The 14,775-nt window shown below is 46.6% G+C and carries 12 protein-coding genes and 1 pseudogene; 11 read left to right on the top strand and 2 right to left on the bottom strand.

Annotated features, from left to right (window positions below):
* Positions 1-151 precede the first annotated feature (151 nt).
* The 8 genes and pseudogenes from D6855_RS06230 to D6855_RS06195 all read left to right on the top strand — a co-directional run bounded on the left by D6855_RS06230 (position 152) and on the right by D6855_RS06195 (position 9,960).
* Complete coding sequence (locus D6855_RS06230) at positions 152-1,081, top strand: DUF1848 domain-containing protein (protein ID WP_120739131.1); 930 nt, start codon at positions 152-154, stop codon at positions 1,079-1,081.
* Positions 1,082-1,216 (top strand): annotated as a pseudogene (locus D6855_RS17165) (DNA-deoxyinosine glycosylase); the annotation flags it as partial. It abuts the gene before it with no gap.
* A gap of 108 nt (positions 1,217-1,324) precedes the next feature.
* Positions 1,325-2,509, top strand: coding sequence for a MerR family transcriptional regulator (locus tag D6855_RS06220; protein WP_120739129.1), 1,185 nt, complete (start codon positions 1,325-1,327; stop codon positions 2,507-2,509).
* 150 nt (positions 2,510-2,659) lie between these two features.
* Positions 2,660-3,208, top strand: a complete 549-nt coding sequence (locus D6855_RS06215; protein WP_120739127.1) for a GNAT family N-acetyltransferase — start codon at positions 2,660-2,662, stop codon at positions 3,206-3,208.
* A gap of 62 nt (positions 3,209-3,270) precedes the next feature.
* Positions 3,271-4,812 carry a ribosomal protection-like ABC-F family protein gene (abc-f, locus tag D6855_RS06210; protein ID WP_120739125.1) on the top strand — a complete coding sequence of 514 codons (1,542 nt, stop codon included), beginning with the start codon at positions 3,271-3,273 and terminating at the stop codon, positions 4,810-4,812.
* An 86-nt stretch (positions 4,813-4,898) separates the two neighbouring features.
* Positions 4,899-7,145, top strand: a complete 2,247-nt coding sequence (locus tag D6855_RS06205) for a DUF3160 domain-containing protein (RefSeq protein ID WP_158589482.1) — start codon at positions 4,899-4,901, stop codon at positions 7,143-7,145.
* 231 nt (positions 7,146-7,376) lie between these two features.
* Positions 7,377-8,900: a CapA family protein gene (locus tag D6855_RS06200; RefSeq protein ID WP_120739121.1), complete on the top strand. Its 1,524-nt coding sequence runs from the start codon at positions 7,377-7,379 to the stop codon at positions 8,898-8,900.
* Positions 8,901-8,937: 37 nt separating this feature from the next.
* A complete protein-coding gene (locus D6855_RS06195; RefSeq protein WP_120739119.1) occupies positions 8,938-9,960 on the top strand; it encodes a glycosyltransferase family 2 protein in 1,023 nt (340 codons plus the stop codon).
* A gap of 5 nt (positions 9,961-9,965) precedes the next feature.
* Here the strand turns inward: D6855_RS06195 and D6855_RS06190 are convergent, their stop codons facing one another.
* Together D6855_RS06190 and D6855_RS06185 are read right to left on the bottom strand one after the other, a co-directional pair.
* Entirely contained in the window at positions 9,966-11,003 is a 1,038-nt protein-coding gene (locus D6855_RS06190) for a GNAT family N-acetyltransferase (protein ID WP_120739117.1), read from the bottom strand.
* A 6-nt stretch (positions 11,004-11,009) separates the two neighbouring features.
* Positions 11,010-11,966 carry a glucosamine inositolphosphorylceramide transferase family protein gene (locus D6855_RS06185; protein ID WP_120739115.1) on the bottom strand — a complete coding sequence of 319 codons (957 nt, stop codon included), beginning with the start codon at positions 11,964-11,966 and terminating at the stop codon, positions 11,010-11,012.
* Positions 11,967-12,074: 108 nt separating this feature from the next.
* Here D6855_RS06185 and D6855_RS06180 point away from each other — a divergent pair, with 108 nt between their 5' ends.
* From D6855_RS06180 to buk, 3 genes are all read left to right on the top strand, one after another.
* Positions 12,075-12,581, top strand: a complete 507-nt coding sequence (locus D6855_RS06180) for an acyl-CoA thioesterase (RefSeq protein WP_120739113.1) — start codon at positions 12,075-12,077, stop codon at positions 12,579-12,581.
* 112 nt (positions 12,582-12,693) lie between these two features.
* Complete coding sequence (gene ptb, locus D6855_RS06175) at positions 12,694-13,602, top strand: phosphate butyryltransferase (RefSeq protein WP_120739111.1); 909 nt, start codon at positions 12,694-12,696, stop codon at positions 13,600-13,602.
* Positions 13,603-13,626: 24 nt separating this feature from the next.
* Positions 13,627-14,691: a butyrate kinase gene (gene buk / locus D6855_RS06170; RefSeq protein WP_120739109.1), complete on the top strand. Its 1,065-nt coding sequence runs from the start codon at positions 13,627-13,629 to the stop codon at positions 14,689-14,691.
* Positions 14,692-14,775: the final 84 nt, after the last annotated feature.

Below are 14,775 nucleotides of genomic sequence, written 5' to 3'. Positions count from 1 at the left end.
TGGGATAGGGGCATAGTGGACATGCCCTGTTCTGCAGGATGCATAGAGCATCCTACAGGTTCATGCCGCCATGCGGCGTAACAGAAACTCTTTCCGACGTGGAGTCGGTGAGGGTAGTTCATATCAAAACAGGAAAAAGAAATAATCGATCATGATAATTCAATCAGGATCAAGGACAGACATTCCTGCGTTTTACTCTGAATGGTTTGCAAACAGATTAAAGGAAGGTTATGTCTATGTTCGAAATCCGTTCAACATGACTTACATAACTAAATATGACTTAAACCCTGAAGTGGTGGATTTGATTTGCTTCTGCTCCAAGAATCCCAGGCCAATGCTTGAGTATCTGGACCTCCTCAAGCCATATGGAATGTACTGGTATGTTACGATCACGGGTTACGGAAGAGACATAGAACCCAAGGTTCCTGACTGTATGGAAGTGGTCGAGACTTTTAAGAGGCTTTCAGAGTTTGCGGGTGTTGATTCCATGGGATGGAGATACGATCCTATTTTCCTGGATGACAAATACACTGCGGACTATCATCTTGAGATGTTTGAAAGGATCGCTAAGGCCCTTGATGGCTACACGGAGACTTCTGTAATCAGCTTTATTGATCTCTATCAGAAGGTGAAAAAGAACTTTCCAGAAGCGAGGGTTGTCGAAAAAGAGGACAGACTCTACCTTGGAGAGCACATGTCAAAGATCGCCAAAGAGCACGGAATGGTGCTTAGGCCCTGTAGTGAAGGTACTGAGCTTGAACAGTTCGGAGCTGACTGCAGTGGTTGCATGACACAGGCTATCTATGAAAAAGCTATTCACAACACCATGGTCTTTCCAAAGGGCAAGGGTGCAAGATCCTCCTGCGCATGCTACCTTGGAGGAGACATCGGAATGTACAACACCTGCCTTCATATGTGCAGGTACTGCTATGCTAATCATGACAAGAAAACTGTAATGGCTAATTACGCCAACCACGATCCTGATTCGCCTCTTCTCATCGGAAATGTAAGACCAGAAGATGAGATACATCAGGCAGAGCAAAAGAGCTGGATCGACGGGCAACTAAAACTGGTGTGGTAAATGATAATACATCCTATTTCACCGGTCTATGACCGCAATTCAAGAATACTGATATTGGGAAGCTTCCCTTCTGTGAAATCCAGGGAAGCTTGTTTTTTCTATGGCCATCCGCAGAATAGATTCTGGAAGGTGATTGTCTGTTGAAATTTGAAAAATCGCAAAAACAAAAATCAAAAACCCTATTGACCTTAACGTTGCGTAAAGGCATAGAATCAAGAAAAAACAATAAGGTAGGTAAAAGGTATGAGATACACTGCTGGGGAGCTGGCTAAGAAACTGGGGGTTTCTGCCAGAACTGTAAGATTCTATGATGAAAAAGAGCTACTGAATCCGTGTGACTATTCCGAATCAGGCTACAGACTGTATGACGAGAACAGCGTTCTTCGCCTTCAGAAGATCTTGATGCTGAAATACATGGACTTCTCACTGGAGCAGATAGCTGACATGATGAAAAAAGACGAAGCTGTCATAGACATGCAGAAGTCTCTGGAGCAGCAGGAAGAGCTGCTTCTGGACAAGAGAGAGCACATCACAAGACTTATAGAAGCAATCAGGAAGACCAAGAACTCTGACGAAGAGCAGTTCTGGCCGAACCTAAGACACGTCATCGAGCTTACAAGGGACAGGGAAGAAGTCATTGCCCAGTATAAGAGCGATGACAATCTGAAAAAGAGAATTTCCATCCACGACTACAGCACCGCTGAGACAGAGTGGTTTCACTGGCTTTTTGAAAAAGAGCAGGTTAGACCAGGAATGAAGATCCTGGATATCGGCTGCGGAAATGCGACTCTGTGGAAGAGGGTGGCAGCTCTTTTGCCTGAGGACCTTGAAGTTCACCTTGTGGACTACTCGGACGGGATGCTAAAATGCGCCAGGGAAGTGGCAGCAGACATCACCCAGGAATACCCGGAAAAGAACCTCCGCTTCGTGATAGAAAAGCGTGACGCTGCAGACTTTTCTTATCCAACATCGGGTTTTGACCTTATAATGGCTAATCACATGCTGTACCATGTGGCCCGCGAACACAGGCTGCAGCTGTATCCAAAGATCAAGAGCCTTCTCGCAGAGGGCGGAAGATTCACATGTACATTGATTGGGCAGCAGCATATGAAGGAGATGCACGACTTTGTAACAGAGTACTACCCGGGAATCAAGTTCCCATCAGGAGCCTTTGATATCTGGCTTGAGACAGCAAGGGAGGAGCTAAAGAGCTATTTCAACGTACTTTCTGTTGAAGAGCACGAAAACGACCTCTATGTCCCAGATGAGCAGCTTATCTTTAACTATGTGGCGTCCTATTCTGAGGAGGCCAAGGAGAGGATCAGCCGCGACAAAGAAGCCTTCTTTAAGAGAGTCCAGTCAAAAATGAATGAAGATGGCACCATGTACATCCACAAATCCACTGGTGTTGTGATCTGCGAAGCATGAGCTCCCAAGAGCGACTGCCAGGATAAGATCTCTTCAAACAAGTTAAAGTAAGTGAAAAACAGACCCATTTAAGTGTATAATTTTATGGGTCTGTTTTTTATGGAATAATGTGAATTGTGAATTCATAGAAAATACGAGAGGAGAAACTCGATGATAATAGATGAATACTCGGACACCCTGAAGGATGGCAAAACCTATGGGTTTAAATCAGTTGATGTTAGTGAAGCTCAGGCCATGTTTGATCTTAGATATCAGACAGCCCTGGAGACAGATTTTTTAACCAGATACCCGGAGGAATTTCCAGGAACCTGTGACAGAGAGGCAGAGTCCATTAAGAATGCCGCAGAGAGCGAGAAGGATGTCTTTCTTGGTGCCTATGACGGAGATAAGCTCATCGGTGCAGCTCACGTTTCTCCCAAGTACCGCCACAAGAAATTCGCCCACAGGTGCGACATCGGAATCCTGGTTTCCAAGGACTACTGGTCCTGCGGAGTGGGAAAAAAGCTAATGCTGGACGCAATGGATTTTTCCAAAAAGATGGGATACACCGTAATGCAGCTTGAGACCTTCGACAAGAACGAAAGAGGCATCGGTCTGTATGAGCACCTTGGATTTACCAGGGTTGGCGCGATTCCATTTGGAGCCCTTCGCAAGGACGGAACCTACTATGAAGAAGTCATAATGTACAAAGTGCTGTAATGACTTTGGCCTCGGGGTAGATATCTGGGAAAAGAGATATCGGCAAACTGGAGGTGATATAGATGGCACAGATAAGAGTAAGTGACCTTACATTTTCATACGAGGGCAGCGCAGATACTGTCCTTGAGAACGTAAACTTTAATATTGATACAAACTGGAAGCTTGGGATGATAGGCAGAAACGGCAAGGGTAAGACAACCCTGCTAAGGCTCCTTATGGGAGATCTTGAGTACAATGGCAGCATCACAAGCAGTACCAGATTTGACTATTTCCCCTATGAAGTTTCCAAGGAGGACCTTTCTAAGACCGCCGACGAACTCATTGAGACCTGGAAGCCACAGGTTGAGAGCTGGCAGGTAATGGTTCAGATGAACCAGATCCAGATGGACTCAGAGGTGCTCTACAGGCCCTTTGGAACCCTTAGCCACGGGGAGAGGACAAGGGTAATGCTGGCGGTTTTATTTGCCGGGGAGAATGAATTTCTTTTGATAGACGAGCCCACAAACCACCTGGACAAAAGAGCCAGAGACATCGTAAAGAATTACCTAAACAGCAAGAAGGGATTCATTCTGGTATCCCATGACAGAGACCTTCTTGACGGAGTATGCGACCACGTGCTGGTTTTAAACCGCGGAACCATCGAGGTTCAGGCGGGCAACTTCTCATCCTGGTGGGAGAACAAGGAAAAGGCTGATGCCTTCGCTGTTGCTGAGAATGAGAAACACTTAAAGGAGATTGGTAAGCTCAGGGCTGCTGCGGACAGGAGCAGTCGCTGGGCTGACAAGAACGAGAATACCAAGATCGGTTTTGACCCCATCAAGGAAAACGACAGAAGCATTTCCACCAGATCCTTTATTGGTGCCAAGACCAAGAAGATGCAGTCAAGGGTCAAGAACTACGAAAAGAGAGTAGACCGTGAGATCGAGGAGAAGGAGGGGCTTCTTCAGGACATTGAGAAGGTGAAGGACCTAAAGCTCTGTCCCATGGATTTCCACAAGGAAGTTTTGGTTAATGCAAAAGAGCTGTCGATACGTTATGCGGACTCAGACAGGTCGCTCTTTGAACCAAAGACCTTTCAGGTTAAGAGAGGACAGCGAGTGGTGCTGTCTGGAGATAATGGCAGCGGAAAGTCCAGCATCATCAAGGCTGTGCTGGGGCTTAGCGGGGCAGAAGGCGCAAAAGCTATAGTTGATAACATGGCCATAAGCGGCACTCTGGAAGTAGCTTCAGGCCTTGTGATATCCTACGCAAGTCAGGACACGTCATTTCTTCATGGAACCCTTAAGGACTTCTGCAAAGAGAGAAACCTTGATGAGAGTCTTTTCCTGGCTATCCTTCGCCAACTTGACTTTGGAAGGCAGCAGTTTGTAAAGAACATGGAGGAGTTTTCTGAAGGCCAGAAAAAGAAGGTGGTGATCGCTGCGAGCCTTATTACGCCAGCACACCTCTATATCTGGGATGAACCTTTAAACTACATAGATGTCTTTTCACAGATGCAGATCGAGAAGCTGATACTGGACTACAAGCCCACAATGCTTGTGGTTGAGCACGATGTCAGGTTTCAGGAGAGCATCGCCACAGAGGTTGTGGAGATCAGTCAGTGATTTAGAAGGCGCCCTAAAATGGGGCGTCTTTTTACTGTGTTATAATGAATGGAGACAGAATCCAATTTTATGAGGAGAAAAGGATTATGAAAAAGAGAGTGTTATCGATGCTGCTGGCGGTATCCCTTGTGGTAGCGGGATGCGGAGCAGCTGGAAATGTGGAACAGCCCCAGGATACGATCCAGAGTGAAAGTGGTGAGGAAAGTTCTGATGAGGCCCAGACAGAGGTTACAAGCGGACAGCCTGATAAGCCGGTCAGCAGCCTTATCACAGATGGGGAAGAGGTAATCTACTACGACCCAGACCTGGTTCCATCTATTCCTGATTACAAGGTGGCTGCGGATTTTTCCAATGTTACCTACCACAAGTACTTTGCGTGGATGTTTGAATCCGAGTACGACAATGAATACAACGACACTTCCAAGATGCGAAATGCCCTTATTGAGAAGGGCTTTGCAGTAAGGAACGACAATAATTCAGAGTTCTTCGATGTTTACGAGGCAAACCGTTACAACATGTTCCCGAACTTCGTAACAGTGGACTCACTGATGCACACATATCATCTGTACTTTGCATTTCTGCTTCGCAGCATTGAAAAAGAGTCTCTCTCTGACCGCTTAAAAACTGTAAGCACAGAGATGCTTGCAAGAAGTAATGCCCAGTATCAGAGCCTTAAGGGCACAGACTTTGAAGAAGCAGCCCTTAGGAACGTGGCATTTTTCTATGTGGGAGCAAAGCTTCAGGACCCAGCAGCAAAGTGCGATGTCACCGACAGCTCTTTTGCCCAGATAACAGACACTGAATACGACAGGATCATGGCGGCTGCAGACATAGAAGAGAGCCTGATAACAGGCCTCAAGGAGGACTACACCCAGTACAAGCCCCGCGGATACTACGAGGGAGATGAGGTGCTTGAGGCGTACTTCAGAGCCATGATGTGGTACGGCCGCATGTCCTTTGCGCTGGACTCTGAGGAGATGGTTAAGAGCGCAGTTCTTATGAGTTCTGCACTTTCTCAGGACGATGCGGATTACAACAGCATTTACGACATCACCAGCTTTTTTGCCGGTGTCAGCGATGACTTTACCTACGGCGAGATGGGAGAGGTCCTTAATGATGCCTATGGCAAGATTCCTGACGCTGATGCAATTGCCAGCGATAGCAAGGCTTTCACAGATGTGTGCGCAGCCCTTGAAAAAGCTGAAGCGCCAAAGATCAACGGAATCCCTGTGCTTGAGACTGAAAACAACGTGATTCCATCCTTCAGATTCATGGGACAGCGTTTTACTGTTGATGCAGCAATCATGCAGAATCTGGTGTACAGGGCAGTTGAGGAAAATCCAGAAGGTGAGCGAAGATATCTTCCTGATGCGCTGGATACCGCTGCAGCTCTTGGCTCTGAGGAGGCCTACAAGATCCTTGAAGAGCAGGGAGCTACTGAGTTCAAGAAATATAATGACAATCTTGCTATCATGCAGGATACTTTCAATAATTCAGACATGAAGATCTGGAACGCCAGCCTTTACGCAAACTGGCTCTACACCTTGAGACCACTGTTTGAAAAGCGCGGAGCTGGCTACCCATGGTACATGCAAAACGATGAGTGGAACAAGAAAAAGCTTGAGACCTTCGCTGGCTCTTTTGCCGAGCTCAAGCACGACACCATCCTCTACGCCAAGCAGATTGTGGCAGAGATGGGCGGCGGCGATGACGAGATGCCGGACGACCGCGGATACGTTGATCCGGAGCCTGTGATCTACAGCAGATTCATTGATCTTTCCAACAAGACCGCACAGGGTCTCGAGGCAGCAGGAATGCTCACTGAGGCGGAAAAGAGTAATCTGGCCCTCCTTTCAGATATCGCAATGAAGCTTCTTACCATCTCTGAAAAAGAGCTTAAGGATGAGGCACTCTCTGACGAGGACTACGAGTTTATCAGATGCTACGGCGGAAACCTGGAGCACTTCTGGGTTGAGGTAAACACCACTCCTGAAGGAGATTTTGATCTGTCCCACAGCTACCAGGCTCCATGCCCGGTTGTTGCAGATATCGCCACAGATCCAAACGGAACAGTTTTAGAGGTTGGATCAGGCAAGGCAGATTCAGTGTTCGTAGTATTCCCAATAGACGGGGAGCTCCACATAGGTTCAGGAAGTGTATACAGCTTCTATCAGTTTACGGTGCCTATGGATCAGAGGATGACTGACCAGGAATTCCAGCAGGCGCTGGACGGCGGTTACATGGACGACGACTGGAACTGGGTAGAGAACAACAATTGCCCACCTCGCGCCTCCTGGACCACCAGTTACCGCCTCACCGATACGCACAAATAGTACGCCATCTCTCCGTGCGGGCCATGAAAGATATGTTTGCCTTCTTGGGACGCTTTCGCTCCTTTCGCCTGGCAGCGGTACTAAGCTCGGTAAAACCTCGCTAAGTACCGGCCGGCTCAAAGGCCCTGCGAGAGGCAAACATATTTCTTTCAAGGTCCTGCACGGAGAGTTGGCTAGATATTGGCTCCGGAAGGGGCTGGAAGATAAGCGGGACTGATTAGGAAGGATTGGATGAGTAAGTCAGGGACTGGCAAAACGAATATAGCTAAGAGGCTGCGGCGCATATTGTGCGTGGCAGCCTTTTGTTGCGGGTTCGTGGTGGTGGAGATGGCTTATTGGAAAGGGTTCGGAGAAGGAGAACTGAGGTCGCTTGGAAGGCTTATTGCGCCGCCGACATGGGTGAGATATGAGGAGAAGGAAGTAAGCTGCGGAGAATACAGGCTGACGGTTGGAAAGAAGAGGGCAGCTTTGTACGGCGGTACGCAGGCGGGCGCAGACGCAGGTGCAGGCGATGCTATTTGGACATCACCCAAGGAATACAAAGTCCAGGATGGGTTCCTGGCGGATCTGGACAGGGATGGCGATGTGGAGATGGTGCTACTTCTGTGGAAGAGGGGAAGATTTGGAGAGCACAGGCCATTCTGGGTTAGCGGGGATGAGAAGGGGTACTCGCAGCACATCTTTATCTATGACATTGAGAGTGTGGCTGAAGGCAACGAAGATGGCGGGACACCACAGGCGCCCACTACTGTGAAACAAAAGTGGTTCGCTTCCGACATTGGCGCAGAGGTGCGCCGCATGAAGCTCATGGAGCAGGATAGTGCCACGATCCTTACTGAGGATGTGGACGATAATTGTGTGCTGTGGCGCTGGGAATCCTTTGGGCTAAAGAGTGTGGACAATGAAGTTGACTTCGTGGCTTTTGGAGACAATATCATTCACAAGAAGATATATGAGTATGGATATTATCAACAGGGCGGGAACTTTGATTTTCTCTACAAGCCCTTCGCTGCAGATATAGAAGGGGCGGATATTGCGGCGGTAAACGCTGAGACAGTGCTGGTCGATAAGATGGAAGCCGTTTCTGATTACCCGAAGTTTGGGTCTCCTATTGAGGTTGGGCAGGCTCTTAAAAAAGCGGGATTTGACGTAATATCCTGTGCCAACAATCACGCCCTTGATAAGGGAATATATGGGATTGACGTCACCAGCTCTTTTTACAAAGAAAATGGAATGACATGCGTTGGGATACAAAATAGCAAGGACAGTGAGTACAGGCCCTTTGAGATCATCAGCAGAAACGGGATGAAGATCGCGCTATTGTCCTATACCTATGGAACCAACGATATAGACGTTTCTGATAAATATCCATACGCTGTACACTACCTGACAGAAGGTGCTTCTGACGACATCAGGCAGGCCAGGCAGCAGGCGGACTTTGTGGTGGTGTTTGCTCACTGGGGAGATGAATATGAGACAGAAGTTTCAGACCATCAGAAGGTCATGGCAGAAATGATGGCAGAGGCGGGGGCAGACGTTGTGATAGGTTCTCACCCTCACGTTGTGCAGGAGGCGCAGATGCTTACACGCCCTGATGGCGGACAGACACTTGTGTATTACTCCCTTGGAAACTTCAGGGCGGACCAGGACTATCCGGGGGCGAAAGCTCTTTTCACCATAGAGCATGGATATGACGGTCCAAGGATAAAAACCTGGGGGATAGAAGAGTTTGACGCAAACCCCAAACTTCGGTAGTATCTAAGTGGATTACACAAAACAAGCGAGAAAGACAATGGCTAAGATAAGCGTAATAATACCAGTTTACAATACAGCTAAATACCTGAAGGAATGCGTGGATTCCGTTATCGCGCAGACTTTTTCTGATATCGATATCTACCTGGTGGACGACGGATCGACAGACGGTATCAGCCCCAAGATGTGCGATGACTACGCCGCTGCTGACTCAAGGATAAAGGTCATTCACAAGGAAAATGGCGGCCTTCAGTCCGCATGGATCGCGGGAGTAAATGCCTGCGACACCCAGTATGTTTTCTTTGTGGACAGTGACGACTGGATCGATACCGACATGATCGAGCAGTACTATGCCCAGGTCAGCGACGAGTATGCAGACAGAGAGATCATCGCAGGAAACGGCATGATCGAGAAGGCAGGCGAGCGCCGCAAGGCCGGTCATGGCCTGAAAGCAGGAGAGTATACAGGAGCATCTCTTGATGATGTAAAGCGAAGGATTCAGGGTGAGGAAAACAGACCTGTCACCATGTCCAGATGCATGAAGCTCACATCAAGAAAGCTCATCGTTGATAACATCAAATACTGTGACAGCAAAATTGTTATGGGAGAGGATGCAAATATTACGATCCCAAGTGTATGCGATTGTGAGAGGCTTGTTATTCTGGAGGGAGCTTACTCCTACCATTACAGACTGGTTGCGGGCTCAATGATCCACGCCTACAACCCCAAGCTCCTTGATAACACCCTGCTGACCAACAGGACCTTTAGAGCGATCCTCAAGGACAAGCATATCGAGAATGCTGATCTTCAGATGGACAGAGAGTTCATAATGCTTCTGATGATAGTCATGAAGAATGAACTTCGCTGCCCGGATGGCAATACTACAAAGAGAGTAAAAGAAATATTCCTAAGCGAAGACATTAAAGCAGGGCTTAGGAATACTGATGTGAGTTTTTCTGATAAAGCTAACAAGCTCCTTTATTTCACAGCGAAACACCCGAACGCAGCGACAATCTCTTTTTCCAAAGCCCTGATAAATCTCTTTGATAAAAGAACTAACTGACCGGGTCAGATTACATCGCTGTCTATGTTTCTGAAGTTGCATCTGATCATATCTTCAATGTTCTTGCAACTTGGAGAAATAGCTAACGGACAGCCGCGAAGTTTGTATGGGAACTTGCAGGCGTTTGCAAAATGGAGAGCCTTAAGTCGCTCGCCATCAACGTTGCTGTTTACAAATGGAACTTCAAGGATATTTCCAAACTGCTTAAATGAGGCAAAGAGCTGTTTTAAAACTGCCCTTTTATCAGTTTCATTGCCGGCAGCTGCGTAGTCATCGATGATTACAAAGTTGCCTTTCATACGAGGTCTTAAGTGGCACAGTGCATATCCAAGCAGTGTGCCATCTTTTTTTCTAAGAACAGCCCAGTGGAACTGAAGGTCTGGATTGTATGACTGTTTCCACTGATAGGTCTTCTGGTCATGAAGGAAGTGACAGTGAGAATCTGAATATAATCTGGCAACCTCCTCATCTGTAACAGGAACATTGTCCATTCCATCATAGATGGTCAAAACAGTGTCGCCATCTGCTTTTGGCGCCTTGAGCCACAAGAATTTCTGGAACAGACCATCCAGTGCCTTTGTAAAAGCATTTCCTCCCAGAGCAAATGAAAATGGAGCATTGAAATACATATAGTGATGAAGCCACACAGGACTGGTGTATCCGATACTGACTGCTCGTGGGAATGACATGTCATTTGGAAGGCCAAAGATCACTTTGCAGCCATTGTCACTGTATTCAAATTTGTTCATTACTTTTGAGAAATGTCCACGTCCCTGGAACTTCTTAAGTACCGCCACGTCCATAGACTGAGCAGCCTGATAAACCTCTCCGTCAATGACGATTCTCATTCCAAGAAATCCGGAAAGTCCTGCTGGTTCGTCATCCTCATAGGAAATTGAAAATGGCTCTTTAAGCTTATAAGGATTGCCATAATGTTTGTTCTCATAGACAGTCTGGTCTATGTCATCGCCGTAAACACTTCGATTGATGAAAAGAGCTTCATCAAAGTGCTTTTGTTCTTCTGGTGTAAAATCCATGTTCATGTTTTATTATCTCCCCATGATCCTCTGAATGTGTTTCAGTGGAGCAAACGTCATATACTTATAGTCGATTACCTCGTAGTCGTCATTGAAGCAGTAGGAGTGGATGCCGTAGCCCTTTCTGATTCCGTTCACAAAGATACCACTTGTTGTGATCCTCTGGAATTGGGGATTTACTGCAATCTTCTTTTTGCTCTCATCGTATACGTAGTAATTCATATACAGTCCATATTCGGCAAAAGAGCTCTGCTGGGCCGCTACATATCGCTTACCCTGATATTCAAATATAGGACCGCCGTTTCTTGAAAAAAGATCAAACTCCTGACATGAATTGAATTCCTTATCTTCAGTCAGAGTAAAGTCTCCGTCAGCTTCTTTTGTGAAGGTGAATTTCTGGAATCTGCACTCATATTCCTTGCTGGGGCTGGCTTCACATGTCAGGATGTTAAAGCTCTTTTCCCCTACGCTGGTAATAACTGTATCCAGGTAAAGACCCTCGGTCTCAAATCTCTTTACCCTCTCCCATTTGTCGGGAAATGAAACAGCCCTGTAGAGTATAAAGGACTTGTCAGAGCTGGTCTCTGGCAGCATGTAGATGTCGTTATCAAATTCAAATACCGTTGGAAAAGACATGTGGAAAGGCTCGTCGATCACCACCTTAATTGGTGTTGGGCCATCCTCTGTAAGAAGGCAGTATGCCATTTTGCCTCTGCCAGCCTTTTTGTCAAAGAGCTCCATGAACAGGAATGACTTTCCGTCCTTTGTGAAAAGGATTGGGTCCGCATACCAGTAGTGTTTGTCGGTGCTGATCTGTTCAAATTCGGCAATACCTTCTTTGGGGAGAATATATTTTCCCCGCTTTCTGTAGGCTATGGTGAACACCTCGTCAAATGACAGGAACTTTCTTAAAGCCACGCTGGGATTCATTTTTGATATTTTTTTGATCTTGTATGAAATATTGCTCATAATCCGGTCCTTTTTGGCAGAGTTTCTTCGAAAGTTCATTATATCATATCATGGCATTTGAGGCTTAAATGGGGTAAAATCTAATTATCAATTTTTGGAGGTGAACCTATGAGAAAGGTTTTTCATGTAGACAAGCAGATTGCCAATAAAAACGTGGAAGATTCCATTACAGAGTGGACCAAGGTGGTTAAGTACAGTGACATCAATTGTGAGGGAAGGCTCTTTGGCGGACAGCTCATGAGCTGGCTCGATGAGGTGGCTGGAACAGTTGCCCTTCGTCACTCAGGAAATCCTGTAGCTACAGCTGCAGTTGATAACATGCAGTTCAAGCAGGGCGCTCAGCTGGGAGATGTACTTGTGATCGTTGGCAAGCTCACTCATGTAGGTAAGACCTCCATGGAAGTAAGGGTAGATACTTACGTTGAGGATGTTCAGAACGGAATGAGACATGTCCTTAACAGGGCGTATTTCACAGAGGTCTGCATAGACAATGACGGTTCAGCTGTTATTGTTCCTTATGGCCTCAATGTTCGCACAGAGAGCGAGAAGGCAGAGTGGGAAGGTGCAGAAAAGAGACGTGACCTTCGTAAGCAGCGCAGGATGGAAGGATTCTGATTCTTATCCAAGCGTTGAATTTAATAAAACTTAGTGTTAAAATTTTGTCATACGGCGGTAAAAATTCAGGATACCACCCACGGATAATCAGTAAAACGGAGGTTTTATTATTATGAGCAAGACATTTGATGACATTTTAGCCAAGCTTAAAAATGCTGATATCAAGAAGATGTCAGTAGCTGTAGCCCAGGACACACACGTTCTTGAGGCTGTTAAGGTGGCAAAAGAGAGAGGCATTGTAGAGCCAATCCTTGTTGGTGACAAGGACCTTATTGCTGAGAAGGCTAAGGAAGTTGGCATGAACATTGATGGATATGAGATCATCGATGTTAAGGACACCATCGAGGCTGCAAGAACTGCAGTATCACTGGTACACGATGGCAAGGCTGACATCTACATGAAGGGCGCACTTGAGACCAAGGATTTCCTTAAGAGCGTTCTTGACAAGGAAGTTGGACTTCGTACAGGTAAGCCACTTTCACACGTTTGTGTATTTGAGATCCCAGGCATTGACCGTCTTCTTTTCCTTACAGACGTTGCTTTCATGCCATATCCAACTCTTGAAGATAAAAAAGTCATCATTGATTATACAGTAGAAGTTGCAAGAGCATGTGGCGTTGACTGCCCTAAGGTTGCTCCACTTGCAGCTGTAGAAGTTGTTAATCCCAAGATGCCTGTAACAGTTGAGGCAGCTGAGCTCACCAGGATGAACGAGGCAGGAGAGATCAAGAACTGCATCGTTGACGGACCTCTTTCAATGGACCTTGCTATCGATCCAGAGGCAGCCAAGCACAAGGCAGGCGCTCTCGACAGGAAGATCGTTGGTGACGCGGATATACTTCTTTTCCCAGATATCCACGCAGGTAACCTTACATACAAGACTATCGTTCGTCTTGCTCAGGTTAAGAACGGTAACATCTTAACAGGAACCCAGGCTCCTGTAATCCTTACATCAAGATCAGATTCAGTTGAGGTTAAGGTTAATTCTATCGCCCTTGCTGCAGTTGTTGCACAGAAGTAAGGCGATAATCGAAAGGGGAATACTATGATCAAAAGTCTTATTATCAATCCAGGTTCCACATCTACCAAGGTAGGTATCTTTGAAGACGAGACACTTGTGAAGGAAGAGACCCTCCGTCACAGCACAGAGGAGATCGAGTCTTACGCATCCATCATCGACCAGAAGGATTTCCGTAAGAACATCATTCTCGACTTCCTTAAGAAGGAAAACATCGACATCAAGTCATTTAACGTTATCGTAGGAAGAGGCGGACTTCTTCGCCCAATCCCAGGCGGAACATACGAGTGCACAGATGCTCTTATTGAGGGACTCAGACAGGGCCTTCAGGGTCAGCACGCATCTAACCTTGGCGGAATCCTTGCTAGAGAGATCGGCGACGAGATCGGCGTTCCTTCATACATCGTTGACCCTGTAGTTGTTGACGAGATGGAGCCAGTTGCAAGAATCTCAGGTGTTCCAGAGATCGAGAGAGTTTCAATCGACCACCCTCTTAACCAGAAGGCGGTTGCAAGAAGATATGCCAAGGAGATCGGCAAAAAGTATGATGAGATCAGCGTTATCGTAGTTCATATGGGCGGCGGTACATCAACAGGCGTTCACAAGAACGGCAGAATGATCGACGTTTATGCAGCTCTTAACGGCGATGGTGCTTTCTCACCAGAAAGAGCTAACGGCATTCCAGCCAAGGCTCTTGTAGATATGTGCTTCTCAGGCAAGTACACATACGATGAGATGAAAAAGAAGATCGTTGGCTACGGCGGACTTAACGCATACCTTGGAACAAACGACATGAGAGAAGTTAACAAGATGTGCGAAGAGGGCAATGAGAAGGCTAACCTGGTAAGAGATGCTTTCATCTACCAGATCTGCAAGAACATCGGTGCATGTGCTACAGTCCTTAAGGGTAAGGTTGATCAGATCATCCTTACAGGCGGAATCGCTTATGGACAGGTCATCACAGATGCTATCAAGGAGAGAGTTGACTGGATCGCACCTGTTACTGTTTATCCTGGAGAGGATGAGCTTCTTGCTCTTGCCCAGGGTGCCATCAGAGTCATGAATGGCGAGGAAGAGGTACAGGTCTACTAAAGTTGATAACTTAGCCCAAATCTGATACAATGATTGACGGACTTTTGCTTACATTTAATAAGTAAAAGTTCGTCATTTTTATTT

It is taken from the genome of Butyrivibrio sp. CB08, from assembly GCF_003625485.1.
In the GTDB taxonomy this organism is placed as follows: domain Bacteria; phylum Bacillota; class Clostridia; order Lachnospirales; family Lachnospiraceae; genus Butyrivibrio.
Note: the sequence above shows the minus strand (reverse complement) of the source record. Positions and strands in the feature narration are given on the sequence as shown.

Excerpts from the sequence above, each read along its gene's own strand:
- D6855_RS06230 (WP_120739131.1), top strand. The coding sequence starts at position 152 with ATGATAATTCAATCAGGATCAAGGACAGACATTCCTGCGTTTTACTCT.
- D6855_RS06220 (WP_120739129.1), top strand. The coding sequence starts at position 1,325 with ATGAGATACACTGCTGGGGAGCTGGCTAAGAAACTGGGGGTTTCTGCC.
- D6855_RS06215 (WP_120739127.1), top strand. The coding sequence starts at position 2,660 with ATGATAATAGATGAATACTCGGACACCCTGAAGGATGGCAAAACCTAT.
- abc-f (WP_120739125.1), top strand. The coding sequence starts at position 3,271 with ATGGCACAGATAAGAGTAAGTGACCTTACATTTTCATACGAGGGCAGC.
- D6855_RS06205 (WP_158589482.1), top strand. The coding sequence starts at position 4,899 with ATGAAAAAGAGAGTGTTATCGATGCTGCTGGCGGTATCCCTTGTGGTA.
- D6855_RS06200 (WP_120739121.1), top strand. The coding sequence starts at position 7,377 with ATGAGTAAGTCAGGGACTGGCAAAACGAATATAGCTAAGAGGCTGCGG.
- D6855_RS06195 (WP_120739119.1), top strand. The coding sequence starts at position 8,938 with ATGGCTAAGATAAGCGTAATAATACCAGTTTACAATACAGCTAAATAC.
- D6855_RS06190 (WP_120739117.1), bottom strand. The coding sequence starts at position 11,003 with ATGAACATGGATTTTACACCAGAAGAACAAAAGCACTTTGATGAAGCT.
- D6855_RS06185 (WP_120739115.1), bottom strand. The coding sequence starts at position 11,966 with ATGAGCAATATTTCATACAAGATCAAAAAAATATCAAAAATGAATCCC.
- D6855_RS06180 (WP_120739113.1), top strand. The coding sequence starts at position 12,075 with ATGAGAAAGGTTTTTCATGTAGACAAGCAGATTGCCAATAAAAACGTG.
- ptb (WP_120739111.1), top strand. The coding sequence starts at position 12,694 with ATGAGCAAGACATTTGATGACATTTTAGCCAAGCTTAAAAATGCTGAT.
- buk (WP_120739109.1), top strand. The coding sequence starts at position 13,627 with ATGATCAAAAGTCTTATTATCAATCCAGGTTCCACATCTACCAAGGTA.